13 protein-coding genes are annotated in these 12,363 nt (G+C 65.6%); 7 read left to right on the forward strand and 6 right to left on the reverse strand.

Annotated features, from left to right (window positions below):
* The coding region (locus Q1W26_RS17710) for a DUF3400 domain-containing protein (RefSeq protein ID WP_300442872.1) at positions 1–2,241 on the forward strand (2,241 nt) is incomplete at its 5' end.
* A 69-nt stretch (positions 2,242–2,310) separates the two neighbouring features.
* On the opposite strand, the gene Q1W26_RS17715 is transcribed toward Q1W26_RS17710, so the two are convergent.
* On the reverse strand, positions 2,311–3,039 hold the full coding sequence (locus Q1W26_RS17715) for a carbonic anhydrase family protein (RefSeq protein WP_300442874.1): 729 nt from the start codon (positions 3,037–3,039) through the stop codon (positions 2,311–2,313).
* A gap of 181 nt (positions 3,040–3,220) precedes the next feature.
* Here Q1W26_RS17715 and Q1W26_RS17720 point away from each other — a divergent pair, with 181 nt between their 5' ends.
* The 3 genes from Q1W26_RS17720 to Q1W26_RS17730 are packed head-to-tail and all read left to right on the forward strand — an operon-like array spanning position 3,221 to position 7,272.
* Positions 3,221–5,158 (forward strand): SAM-dependent methyltransferase, encoded by a 1,938-nt coding sequence (locus tag Q1W26_RS17720; RefSeq protein ID WP_300442876.1) that lies wholly within the window; start codon positions 3,221–3,223, stop codon positions 5,156–5,158.
* Between the two features lie 30 nt (positions 5,159–5,188).
* Positions 5,189–5,980, forward strand: coding sequence for a uroporphyrinogen-III C-methyltransferase (gene cobA / locus Q1W26_RS17725; protein WP_300442878.1), 792 nt, complete (start codon positions 5,189–5,191; stop codon positions 5,978–5,980).
* A complete protein-coding gene (locus tag Q1W26_RS17730) occupies positions 5,953–7,272 on the forward strand; it encodes a cobyrinate a,c-diamide synthase (RefSeq protein WP_300442880.1) in 1,320 nt (439 codons plus the stop codon). Before cobA ends, Q1W26_RS17730 begins: the two co-directional genes overlap by 28 nt.
* A 30-nt stretch (positions 7,273–7,302) precedes the next feature.
* Here Q1W26_RS17730 and Q1W26_RS17735 read toward each other — a convergent pair whose 3' ends face one another.
* The 5 genes from Q1W26_RS17735 to Q1W26_RS17755 all read right to left on the reverse strand — a co-directional run bounded on the left by Q1W26_RS17735 (position 7,303) and on the right by Q1W26_RS17755 (position 9,957).
* Positions 7,303–7,860, reverse strand: a complete 558-nt coding sequence (locus tag Q1W26_RS17735) for a hypoxanthine-guanine phosphoribosyltransferase (protein WP_300442881.1) — start codon at positions 7,858–7,860, stop codon at positions 7,303–7,305.
* 19 nt (positions 7,861–7,879) lie between these two features.
* On the reverse strand, positions 7,880–8,164 hold the full coding sequence (locus tag Q1W26_RS17740) for a YqjK-like family protein (RefSeq protein WP_300442882.1): 285 nt from the start codon (positions 8,162–8,164) through the stop codon (positions 7,880–7,882).
* Entirely contained in the window at positions 8,161–8,544 is a 384-nt protein-coding gene (locus Q1W26_RS17745) for a phage holin family protein (RefSeq protein ID WP_300442884.1), read from the reverse strand. The genes Q1W26_RS17740 and Q1W26_RS17745 overlap by 4 nt, the downstream gene beginning before the upstream one ends.
* A gap of 12 nt (positions 8,545–8,556) precedes the next feature.
* Positions 8,557–8,865, reverse strand: coding sequence for a DUF883 family protein (locus Q1W26_RS17750; protein ID WP_300442886.1), 309 nt, complete (start codon positions 8,863–8,865; stop codon positions 8,557–8,559).
* 303 nt (positions 8,866–9,168) lie between these two features.
* Positions 9,169–9,957, reverse strand: coding sequence for an exodeoxyribonuclease III (locus tag Q1W26_RS17755; RefSeq protein WP_300442888.1), 789 nt, complete (start codon positions 9,955–9,957; stop codon positions 9,169–9,171).
* A gap of 33 nt (positions 9,958–9,990) precedes the next feature.
* On the opposite strand from Q1W26_RS17755, the gene pyrE reads away from it, so the two are divergent.
* The 3 genes from pyrE to Q1W26_RS17770 all read left to right on the forward strand — a co-directional run bounded on the left by pyrE (position 9,991) and on the right by Q1W26_RS17770 (position 12,297).
* Positions 9,991–10,638, forward strand: a complete 648-nt coding sequence (gene pyrE, locus Q1W26_RS17760; protein ID WP_300442890.1) for an orotate phosphoribosyltransferase — start codon at positions 9,991–9,993, stop codon at positions 10,636–10,638.
* Positions 10,639–10,730: 92 nt separating this feature from the next.
* Positions 10,731–11,279 carry a hypothetical protein gene (locus Q1W26_RS17765; protein ID WP_300442892.1) on the forward strand — a complete coding sequence of 183 codons (549 nt, stop codon included), beginning with the start codon at positions 10,731–10,733 and terminating at the stop codon, positions 11,277–11,279.
* A 376-nt stretch (positions 11,280–11,655) separates the two neighbouring features.
* Positions 11,656–12,297 carry an MBL fold metallo-hydrolase gene (locus Q1W26_RS17770; RefSeq protein ID WP_300442893.1) on the forward strand — a complete coding sequence of 214 codons (642 nt, stop codon included), beginning with the start codon at positions 11,656–11,658 and terminating at the stop codon, positions 12,295–12,297.
* Positions 12,298–12,363: the final 66 nt, after the last annotated feature.

Genomic DNA, 12,363 nt, shown 5'->3' on the forward strand with positions numbered 1-12,363 from the left:
TACTGCGACGGCATCGAGCGCATCAACATCGAGCTGTCGACGCAGAACAAGCTGGCCCTGTGCGACGCGCTCACCGAATTTTTGCAGGGCGAGTTGCCCCTCGACACCGGCGACGCCACCATCTCCCGCGACGAGCTGATCGGCGACCACGTGAAGGACGCCCTCGAGCACATTGCCCAGGTGCGCCGCCGCTGGCAGTGGCTGCTCGACAACCTCGACCTGCCGCTGGCCGCGGCCGAACCGCAATTCGCCGACTACGGCGTGGTGGCGGGCGAGCGCACGAACCGTGCCGCCAACCCGATCCTCTTCCACCGCCTGCAGGATTACTCGGTTCGCACGTCCTGGAAAACCGAACTGCGCTCGCGCCTCGACAAGATCTTTGACGGCGTGCTGTTCGCGCCGGTGAGGGAAGGCCTCAAGAAAGTGCACAAGCAGGTGCTGCGCGGCCGCGTCTTCGTGGCCCTGCACATGCACGCCGGCGACGGCAACGTGCACACCAACATCCCGGTCAACTCCGACAACTACGAGATGCTGCAAACCGCCAACAAGGCGGTGGACCGCATCATGGCGCTGGCCCGTTCGCTCGATGGCGTGATTTCCGGCGAGCACGGCATCGGCATCACCAAGCTCGACTACCTCACCGACGCCGAGATGGGCCCGTTCTGGGCCTACAAGAAAAAGGTCGACCCGGAAGGCCGTTTCAACCGTGGCAAGCTGATGCCCGGCGGCAATCTCGACAACGCCTACACGCCCAGCTTCAACCTGATGGGGCATGAATCCCTGATCATGGAGCAGACCGCCATCGGCGAGATCTCCCACGACATCAAGGATTGCCTGCGCTGCGGCAAGTGCAAGCCGGTGTGCTCGACCCACGTGCCGCGCGCCAACCTGCTGTACAGCCCGCGCAACAAGATCCTCAGCACCTCGCTCTTGATCGAGGCCTTCCTGTATGAGGAGCAGACCCGCCGCGGCGTGTCGCTGGCCCACTGGGCCGAGTTCGAGGACGTGGCCGACCATTGCACCGTGTGCCACAAGTGCGAGAAGCCGTGCCCGGTCGACATCGACTTCGGCGACGTGTCGATCAAGATGCGCAACCTGCTGCGCGAGCAGGGCAAAAAATCCTTCAACCCCGGCAAGGCCGCGGCGATGGCCTTCCTGACCGCGAAAGATCCGGCCACCATCAAGCTGATCCGCACCGGCATGATCCAGTGGGGCTACAAGGCCCAGCGCCTCGGCCACCGCATCGGCAAGAGCCTCGGGTTGATCCAGGACCAGGTCCAGCACCCGCCCGCAACCCTCGGCAAGCCGGCCATCAAGGCCCAGATCATCCACTTCATCAACAAGCCGATGCCGGGTGGGCTGCCCAAGCGCACGTCCCGCGCGCTGCTGGATATCGAGGACGACACCATCGTCCCGGTGATCCGCAACCCGCAACTGAAGCGCGATGAATCGGATGCGGTGTTCTACTTCCCGGGCTGCGGCTCCGAGCGCCTGTTCAGCCAGGTCGGCCTCGCTACCCAGGCCATGCTCTACCAGGTCGGCGCCACCACCGTGCTGCCGCCGGGCTACCTGTGCTGCGGCTACCCGCAGACCGCCGCGGGCGAAGAAGACGCCGGCCAGAAGATCACCACCGACAACCGGGTGCTGTTCCACCGGGTCGCCAACACGCTCAACTATCTCGACATCAAGACGGTGATCGTGTCCTGCGGCACCTGCATGGATCAACTGCAAAAGTACCAGTTCGAGAAGATCTTCCCCGGCTGCCGGCTGCTCGACATCCATGAATACCTCATGGAAAAGGGCCTCAAGCTCGACGGCATCAGCGGCACCCGCTACATGTACCACGAGCCCTGCCACACCCCGATGAAGGTCCATTCCGGCATCAAGGTGGCCAACGAGCTGATGGGTACGCGGGTCGATCTGTCCGACCGCTGCTGCGGCGAATCCGGCACCCTGGCGGTGGCCCGTCCGGACATCTCCACCCAGGTGCGCTTCCGCAAGCAGGAAGAGATCGAAAAGGGCGCCGAGCTGCTCCGCGGCGCCGACGCGGCCACGCCGATCAAGATCCTCACCTCCTGCCCGAGCTGCCTGCAGGGCCTGTCGCGCTACAGCGGCGACGCCGGTGGCGTGGATGCCGACTACATCGTCGTCGAGATGGCCAAGCACATCCTCGGTAAAAACTGGATGGCAGAGTACGTCACCAAGGCCAACAACGGCGGTATCGAACGCGTTCTGGTGTAGCCCTCACACAGCCAGAAACCACGAGGCCCGCTATTGCGGGCCTCGTTACATCCGGGTCGGGGGACCGGTTCAGTACCAGCTCACCTTGCCATTGCTGGTGTTGTACAGGGCGCCCACGATGCGGATCTTGCCTTCGTCTTCCATGGCCTTGAGGATCGGGCTCTGGTCACGGATCTTCTGGACGACCTGCTTCACGTTGAGTTCGGTAACGTCATCGACGAAAGCATGGTTGTGGGAGTTGTGCTCGCCGGGCGTCGACGCGGCGGCGACAGCCGGCTTGAACTTCTCCAGCAAGGTCGTCAGGTTGCCCATCTTCACGTCGTCGCAGGCGCCCTTGATGGCGCCGCAACTGGTGTGGCCGAGCACCACCACCAAGCGTGAGCCGGCTACCTTGGCGGCGTATTCGAGGCTACCGAGAATGTCCTCGTTGACTGTGTTGCCAGCCACGCGGGCGGTGAAGATGTCGCCCACGCCCTGGTCGAAGACTACCTCAGGGGCAGCACGGGAATCGATGCAGCCGACCACGCTGGCGTAAGGAAACTGGCCGAGAGCGGTGGTGTGCACCTGGGCCTTGAGCTTGCGCTTGAGGGGCTTGTCAGCCACGAAGCGGGCGTTGCCGGCCTTGAGGATGTCGATGGCCTTGTCGGGGGTGATGCTGGCCTGCACGGCCTTGGTCAGGGTCGCGCCGGTGGTGTAGGGACGCGGCGTTACCGGGCCGCCGTGGTCGTCGCCGGCAATGGCGAACCCGCTGCTGCCCAAGGCAGCAAAGGCGATGGCGATGAGTTTCATTCTGATCATTTTTGTCCCCTGTTTTCTCTGTTTATTCCGGATATGCAAGTCTAGCGTACGAGAGTTTGTTTTCGAATCTTTGGCGTAAAACTTGAATTTTTCCGCGGCCATCCGGCCCCGCGGCCGGAAAAGGCTTCGTGCTATCCTGCGACCCCGTTTTTCCGGTTGTGCATGGGCACTGCCGACAGTCATGAACGAAGAACACATCCCTGCCCACACGCCCGAGACTGCGGAATCCCACGAAGCCGCCAAACCCGCCCCGCGACGCAAGGTGCCGGCGCGCGCCACGCGCAAGAAAGCCGAAGCCGTGCCCGAGCCCGAGACCGGCGCAGAACCGTCCGCCGAGGCGGACGCAGCCCTGGCCGGAGCCAGCGTCGCCAAACCCCGACGGGCTCCGCGCAAGCCGAAAGCCAAGCCCGCCCAGGCCGAAATGCCGCCAACTGCAGATCTGTTCGGCACCCTGCCGACGGAAGCCGCGCCCGAGGCCGAAGCTGCCGCTGAAACCCTGCCCGAATCAGAATCCGACCTGGCCATGCCGGCCGGGCTGGCCGCTGCAATCGCGCCCCTTTGCGCGGCACTGAACGACTGGCCGGGCGATGTATCCGTCGCCGAGGCGCCCCTGCCGCCGGACGACGCAGCGACGCCGCTCGATGCCGCCCCGGAACCCGCGGCCACCGAAGAAACCGCCCCCGACACCCCGCCCGAAGCCGAAGCCCCGGTCGGCCCCCGCCGCAAGCGCAAGCGTCGTCGCAGCAAGGGCGAGCGCCCGGACGACAGCGGCAAGCAAGCCGAACTGCCGGACATCGGCGCTGCGCCTCAAGCCGCCGACGCCGAATCCGCCACGGCCGAGCCTGCCCTGAGCGCCGAAATCGCCACCGCCCCGCCAGAGGCGATCGAAGCGCCGGCCGAAGCCGCCCCGCTGCCGCCGCTCACCGTGATCAGCCTGGGCCTGGACCAGCCGCCCACCCTCTCCGCCGATGCGCTGGCCGCCCTGCGCGCCGCCCGTGTCGTGCTCGGCACCGGTGACGCCCTCGACCGCCTGGCCGGCCTGCAGCTCGATGTGCCCCAGCAACTCTGTGGTGCCGATTCCGCCCACCTCGACCTGCACCACGTCGGCCAGGCCGGCAGCGTGCTGGTGGTGGTCGGCGATGCAGCCGGCGACGGCCCGGCGGCCGAACTCCTCGCCGAACTCGGCCCGGCCCGTGTGCGCGTGCTGCCCGGCGTGGGCCGCGTGCAGGCGGCCTGTGCGGCGCTCGGAATCTCGGCCGAAATCGTGTCGGTCGTGGATTTGCGCCGCGCCCCGCTGGCGGCCCTGCGCGGCCAGCTGCGCGCCCACCGCCTGCTGGCCGTGCCGGTGGCCGATGCCGGCGTGCCCGGCGCCGTGGCGCGGCTGCTGGTCGACAGCGGCTTTGCCGGCGCCCGCGTGTGGGTATGCGAATTCACCGGCGAGGGCATGCAGTCGAAGGCCTGGCTGGCCACCGAACTGGCCGACCTGCGCGAGCCGCTCGACCCCCACGCGGTGCTGATCGTCGCCACCGGCCCGTCGGCCGGCGTGTTCCCCGAACTGCCCGGCCTCTCCGAAGCAGCGCTCGGCGACGAAGCCTCCGCCGCGCTGCCGCTGTCGGCCCGCGCCCTGGCCCTGGCCTGGCTGCAACCGGCCGCCTGGGAAACCGGCTGGGCGATCGCCGACGGCGAAGCCAGCCTGGCCCTGGAATGGGCGCGGGCGGTGCCTACCGCACGCGTCCGCGCGGTGGGCGTCGAGCCGAGCCTGCTCGGCGTGGCGATGGCCCGTGCCGGCGTGGGTGAAAACCTTTCCGCCGTGGCCAGTGCGTCGCCCCAGCGCTGCCACGAATGGCCCGTGCCTGAAGCTGTTTTCGTGCGCGGCGGCATCGGCCTGTCCGACTGGCTCGCCGCCGCCTGGGCGCGCCTTGCCCCCGGCGGCCGGCTGGTGGCCACCGCCGAAGACGACCACGCCCGCGCCGACCTGCTCAACTTTGCCACCCACGTGCCCGCCGAAGCCTGGCAGGAGCTGAGCCTCGCCTGCGGCCACACGGTTGCCGGCCGGCTGCGCTTTGCCCCGGCCGCGCCGGTTCGCCTGGCCCTGTGGCGCAAGCCGCTGAATGCCTGATTTCCTGAATCTGCCTGTGGAGCGCTGACCGTGCCCGAATCGTCCTTCCCCCGCGAACGCCGCCCGGCCCAAGCCGGCTGGGTCTACCTCGTCGGCGCCGGCCCCGGTGACGCCGAACTGCTGACCCTGCGCGCCGCCCGCCTGCTGCTCGAAGCCGACGTGCTGGTCTACGACAACCTGGTCAGCCAGGAAGTCCTCGACTGCGTGCCGGCCGGCACCGAGCGCATCTACGTGGGCAAGAAAGCCTCCCAGCACGCCCTTCCGCAACCCGACATCAACGCGCTGCTGGTGGAGCTGGCGCACAAGGGCAAGCGGGTCGTGCGCCTCAAGGGCGGCGATCCGTTCATCTTCGGCCGGGGCGGCGAGGAAGTGGAAGAACTGGTCAAGGCCGGCATCTCCTTCGAGGTTGTGCCCGGCATCACCGCCGCGGCCGGCATCGGCGCCTATGCGGGCATTCCGCTGACCCACCGGGACTTCGCCCAGTCCTGCATCTTCGTCACCGGCCACCTCAAGGACGGCACCGTGGACCTGGACTGGGACATGCTCGCCCGCCGCAAGCAGACCCTCGTCTTCTACATGGGCATCACCCAGCTGGCGACGATCTGCAGCCAACTGGTCGCCCACGGCCTCGCCGCCAGCACGCCGGCGGCGGTGGTGCGGCGCGGCACAACCAAGGCGCAGCGCGTCGTCACCTCCGATCTGGCCGGCCTCCCCGAGGCCGTCAAGGCTGCCGGCATCACCCCGCCGGCGCTCACCATCGTCGGCGACGTGGTCAGCCTGCAATCGCGGCTGGCATGGTTTCACCCGGAGGATGGCCAGTGACCAGCGCCCATTGCCCCGCCCTGTTCGTTGCCGCACCGTCGTCCGGCCAGGGCAAGACCACCGTCACCGCCGCCCTGGCGCGCCTGCACGTGCGCCAGGGGCGCAAGGTTCGCGTGTTCAAGTGCGGGCCGGATTTTCTCGATCCGCAGATCCACGCCGTCGCCAGCGGCGCGCCGGTTTATAACCTCGATCTCGGCATCTGTGGGGCCGAAGACGCCGCGTGGCGACTCCACGCCGCCGCCCGGGACGCCGACCTGATCCTCGTCGAAGGGGTGATGGGGCTGTTCGACGGTAATCCGTCCGGCGCCGACATCGCGCGGCGCTTCGGCATTCCGGTCATGGCCGTGATCGACGCCAAGGCCATGGCGCAGACTTTCGCCGCCATCGCCCACGGCCTCGCCACCTGGCAGCCGGACCTGCCGTTTTCCGGCGTGCTCGCCAACCACGTCGGCAGCGAGGGCCACGCCACGCTGCTGCGCGATTGCCTGCCGCCCTCCATCGCCTGGTACGGCGCCCTGCCCCGCGACAACGACGCCGCGCTGCCCGAACGCCACCTGGGCATCCTGCAGGCCGCCGAAATCGCCGATCTCGACGCGCGCCTCGATCGCCTCGCCGACCACCTGGCCCGCACCGGAGCCGCCGACCTGCCGTCGCCCGTGGCGTTTCCGGCCGTGGCCGCGCCGCCCACCAAGTCGCTGCTGGCCGGGCGCAGCGTCGCGATTGCCCGCGACGCCGCCTTCGGCTTCATCTACCCGGCCAACCTCGACACCCTCCAGGCGCTCGGTGCCGAACTCAGGTTTTTCTCGCCGCTGGCCCATGAACCGCTCCCCGCCTGCGACGCCCTGTGGCTGCCCGGCGGCTACCCGGAACTCCACGCCGCGGCACTCGCCGCCAACGCGCGCTGGCAGGCCGATCTCAAGGCCCACGCGGCCGCCGGCAAACCGCTGCTGGCCGAATGCGGCGGCATGATGAGCCTCTTCGAAACCCTGACGGACAAGGAAGGCGTGACTCACCCCGGCGCCAGCCTGCTCGCCGGCCACACCCGCATGCAGGCCCGCCTGGCGGCGCTGGGCTCGCAGGTGGCCGAGCTGCCTGAAGGGCGGATCACCGGGCACACCTTCCACTACTCGAAAAGCGAAACCCCGCTCGAACCCGTCGCCCGCGCCAAATCACTCACGGGGCGCGACGGGGAGGCGGTGTATCGGGTCGGACGCCTGACGGCGTCGTATGTGCACTTCTACTTTCCGTCGAACCCGGCGGCAGTGGCAGAAATGTTCGGCGCGCCGCGCTGAGGCGGCCTGAAAGGATGCGCTGAAGCGGGCTCAGTGCCCCTTCAGCGCGTAAATCCCCGGCGCGTTGCGCCAGTAACCCTTGTAGTCCATTCCGCCACCAAACAGGAAGCGGTCGGCCACGTCCAGCCCGGTAAAGTCGGCGCGCATGCCGGCAAAGGCCTTGCGGTCGTGGATTTTATGGACCAGCACCGCGGACACCACTTCGCGGGCGCCTTCGGCCTTCAGGTAATCGATGATCGCCGCGAGGGTATGGCCTTCGTCGAGGATGTCGTCGAGGACCAGCACCGTGCGGTCGCGCAGATCCTGCGTGGGCCGCACGCGCCAGTCGAGCAGGGTGCCTTCCAGTGCATGGCCGTAGCGGGTGGCATGGAGGTAGGCCAGCTCCAGGGGAAAGGGCAGACGCGGCAGCAGCCGGCCGGCCAGGACCAGGCCACCGTTCATCACCGCGTAGATCAACGGATTTTTATCCTGCAGGCGGGTCGTGATGTCGGAGGCGAGGCGGTTGAGCGCGGCGTCCACTTCGGCGGCCGTGCACAGGCAATCGGCTTCGTCACGGGCACGGCGGATTTCTTCGAGGTCTACCGTCATCACAGCCTTGGAATACGAATCAGGAAACGAGAGTGCGGACGCGGCGCACCAGTTGCCAGCCCAGCCAGCCACGTCGTGCCCAGCGCAGCGCAGCGCGGGGACGCACAACGAGCAGGAAGATGCCGATGCCGGACAGGATGGGGGCGTTGTCACGAGCCCATCGCACGCCATCCACGACCCGGTCTACACCGCGAAAAACCGGCGTGAGGGCCTGGGCGTGGCGAACAAAGGCCTCGCGCTCCTCGGCGCTGCGCAGTTGCAGGCGCTGCTTGCGCAGGGCCAGTTCGACGAGCTTGGGGTTCATTCCCGGGGCCGCAGGGCTTCCCGGTCCTGGGCAATCTCGGCAAGGCTGGCGGCAAACAGCCGCGAACCGGCGCGCAGGCGTGCCGCCGCACGGGTGCCCGCCCAGACGCCGGCAGCAAACAGGCCGGTAGTGGCAAGGCCGAGGGAAAGCAGGCGGTGGCTGTCCCAGAACAGAACGGTGAGAAAAGCCAGCAGGAAGACGAAACCAAAGCCGATGAAAAGCGCGGCAAGCACCGAATCGAACAGGAAACTGCCGGCACGCAGCTTCTCTTCCTTCAGCTCGACGGAGAAAAGCTCAAGCCGGGTCTGGACGGTTGCCAGCCCGGAGTCGGCAAGGCCCTTGAGGGACTCGCCGAGGCGCGTGTGCGCGGGATCGCTCATGCGAGCCGGCGCTTAACGACGATTGACCAGCAGACCCAGCAGGAAGCCGACACCGGCGGCAACGCCGACAGCCTTCCAGGGGTTGTCATGGACGTAGTCGTCGGTAGCACGGGCGGCGGCCTTGGTCTTCTGGACGACCGCAGCCTCGAGATCCTGCAGCTTGTATTTGGCGGCGGTGAGCTTGTCGTTGAGGCGCACGCGAACATCGGCCACCTTGTCGCCAGCCTGACCGGCGGTGAGCTTGAGCAACTCTTCGGTGTCGGCCACAACGGCCTTGAAGTCGGAAACGAGTTTGTCCTTGGTTACTTGTGCGTCGCTCATGGTGATCTCCAGGGTGATGACTGTATCGAAGGCTAGAAATTGAAAACTGCCCGATCGCCGCCATTGCGACGGACTCCACCACAAGGCTAATCCCAAACTTGCCAGAAGGCAATTCGACACGGCCGCGAAACCCGGCCGGCGTGATCCGGAGCCGGCCCCGCCGCTCAAGGCCGGATACGGGAGACGATCGGCTTTGCGGCTTGTCTCGATGTCAAATACCCAAAAAGAATCGCCTTGCAAATTGCTATGGTGAATTACTATTGAAGAGAGAAGGGCAGCCGGCCGTCAATTCCAACCCGGATGTCATCCCATGAAAGGGTGGTCGTAATCCACGATAAGCGGCGCGTGATCGCTGAAACGCTCTTCCTTGTAAACCTCGGCGCGTAAGGCGCGTGCTGCAAGTTCCGGCGTGGCGATCTGATAATCGAGCCGCCAGCCGACATTCTTGGCCCAGGCCTGGCCGCGGTTCGACCACCAAGTGTAACAGGCGTCGGTTGCCTCGGGATGGAGGCGGCGGTAGGCATCCACCCAGCCCTGTTCGTCCAGAAGGCTGCCGAACCAGGCACGCTCTTCGGGCAGAAAGCCTGAATTCTTCTGGTTGGAGCGCCAGTTCTTGAGGTCGATGGCCTGGTGGGCGATGTTCCAGTCACCGCAGACGATGACTTCGCGACCGCTGGCCCGCAGTTCGGCCATGCGCGGCAGGAAAAGCGCCATGAAACGGAACTTTGCGGCCTGACGCTCCTCCGAACTGGAGCCCGAGGGCAGATAGAGGGAAATGATCGAGAGCTTTCCGAAGTCGGCCTGCAGGTAGCGCCCTTCGGCATCGAATTCGGCATGACCAATACCTTCTATGATGCGATCGGCAGGTTTGCGGGTATAAATGCCGACGCCGCTGTAGCCCTTTTTTTCGGCGCAGTGAAAGTGGCCGGTAAATATGCCGGGCTTGCTCATTTCCGGCGCCAGATCAGGGATCTGGGCTTTCAATTCCTGGACGCAGACGACATCGGCATTTTGCCGGTTGAGCCAGGAGAGGAAACCCTTCACGCTTGCAGAGCGGATGCCGTTGAGATTGGCGGTTACGACGCGTAACATTTTGTGTAACTTGGTCCATTTTTTGGAAACGACGTGAATTTTAGCCGCAATTTCATCGAACTCGCCTGCGACAAAGGCGTACTCAGGTTTGGAGAGTTCGTTACCAAGGCGGGACGCCTGTCCCCCTATTTCTTCAATGCCGGTCTTTTCAACGATGGCGCATCCTTCGGCCGGCTGTGCGATTTCTACGCGCGCACGCTGTTGGCAGCGGAGCTTCCCTGCGACATGCTCTTCGGCCCGGCCTACAAGGGCATTCCGCTGGTTGCCGGCACCGCCATGCAGCTTGCCGGGCACGGCCACAACCTGCCTTTCTGCTTCAACCGCAAGGAAGCCAAAGATCACGGCGAAGGCGGCACGCTGGTCGGCGCACCGCTGAGCGGCCGGGTGGCCATTCTCGACGACGTGATCTCGGCCGGCACCTCGGTGCGCGAATCCGTCGAAATCATCCGTGCCCACGGCGCCACGCCGTCGGCGGTGGTGATCGCCCTCGACCGCATGGAGCGCGGCACCGGCACCTTGTCGGCCGTCCAGGAAGTGCGCGACACCTACGGCATTCCGGTGCTGGCGGTGGCCACCCTCAAGGATCTGATCGGCTATCTGCACGACAGCCCGGCCCTCAACGCCAACCTCGCCGCGGTCCAGCGCTATCGCGACACCTACGGCGTGACCGACGAGCGCTGAGCACAATGCGTCGCCACGCCCTGTTCCTTGCGCTTTGGGCCACACTGCCTGTGGGGGCCCAGACGCCCTCGCGGGGGTCGGTCTTTTGCTGCATGGATAACGGGCACCAGGTGTGTGGTGATGTCCTGCCGATGCAATGCTTCGGCAAGAGCTACCGGGAAATGAGCCCGCAGGGCACCGTGCGGCGCATCGTCGAGGCACCGCTGACGCCCGAGCAACTGGCCCGCCGGGATGCCGAGGAGCGGGCGCGGCGAACCGAACTGGCCCGCCAACGGGCCGAGTTGCGGCGCAACCAGTCATTGCTTGAAACCTACTCCAGCGTTGCCGACATCGAAGCCCGACGCGACCGGGCCGTCGAAGGCGTCGACCAGGATCTGAAGCGGGCCGAAGCCCGCCACGCCCAGCTTCAAAAAAAGCGCGAGAGCCTCAGTCGCGAAGCAGAGTTCTACCAGAAGCGCCCGATGCCGATTCCGCTGGCCGCCGCCCTGCGCGAATCCGACAGCGAACTGGCCGCCCAGGCTTCGGTCATCGAAGCCAAGAAGCGCGAGATCGACGCGATCCGCAGCCGCTACGAGCAGGACCGGCTGCGCTATATCAAGCTGACCGAATCCCACGGAACACCCCCCGGCTCGCCACGCTGATTGGCGCCTCTGAAGCGCGCAAAAAATCCGGGTTATTCAATTGGCATATCTAATTGATAATCAGAAAGCATTTTCCTTCCGGGCATGACATTTCCGCATTCCTTTGCCGGCAAGTGTTTCGCCAATGATTCCCGCAACACAGTGCGCAAGGCTTTCTGACATTTGCATTCCAGGAAATGGTTCTGGAATGAAAACAAGAGTGTCAGGTGGGGTTTGCAGGCTCCGGGGAGACGACAGGGTTTGTGGTCACCGATTTAGTGCGTGATAAACTTTGCCGATCGCAAGATATCAGCGATGCCGGTATTCAATACCGGGCAGCCAAGTCTGTATCCAGTACATCATTGAATCCCGTATCCAGCCGCACCGACCCTTCGCCATGCTCCAGTACAAAATAGTTCCCGTTACGCCCTTCGAACAGAATTGCTCGCTGCTTTGGTGCGATGTCACGCGCAAGGCGGCAGTGGTCGACCCCGGTGGCGACGTGGAGCGCATCCTTGATGCGGCAGGGCAGTTGGGGCTCGATGTCGAAAAGATCCTCCTGACCCACGGACATATCGACCACGCCGGCGGCACCGCAGCACTTGCCCGCCAGCTGGGCGTAAAGATCGAGGGGCCCGAGCGGGAAGACAGTTTCTGGATTGATGCGCTGCCCCAGCAGAGCAAGATGTTCGGTTTTCCGCAGGTCGAGGCTTTCACGCCTGACCGCTGGCTGGTCGACGGTGATGTCGTCAGCATTGGCCAGGAAACCCTGGACGTGCTGCATTGCCCCGGCCATACGCCGGGACACGTGGTTTTCTTCAGCGCCTCGGCGCGACTGGCGGTAGTGGGTGATGTGCTGTTTGCCGGCTCAATCGGCCGAACCGATTTCCCGCGCGGCAATCACGCTGCACTCGTGAATTCGATCCGTCACAAACTCTGGCCGCTGGGCAAGGATGTGGCTTTCATTCCCGGCCATGGGCCGATGTCGAATTTCGGCGAGGAACGTGAAAGCAATCCTTATGTGGGTGACTATGCGTGAAATTCATTTGGAATTAATTAGGCCAAATGAATTGATGTGTGGTTTTGAATTAGCGTGCTTCATTTC

The organism is Zoogloea sp. (genome assembly GCF_030157465.1).
Taxonomy (GTDB): domain Bacteria; phylum Pseudomonadota; class Gammaproteobacteria; order Burkholderiales; family Rhodocyclaceae; genus Zoogloea.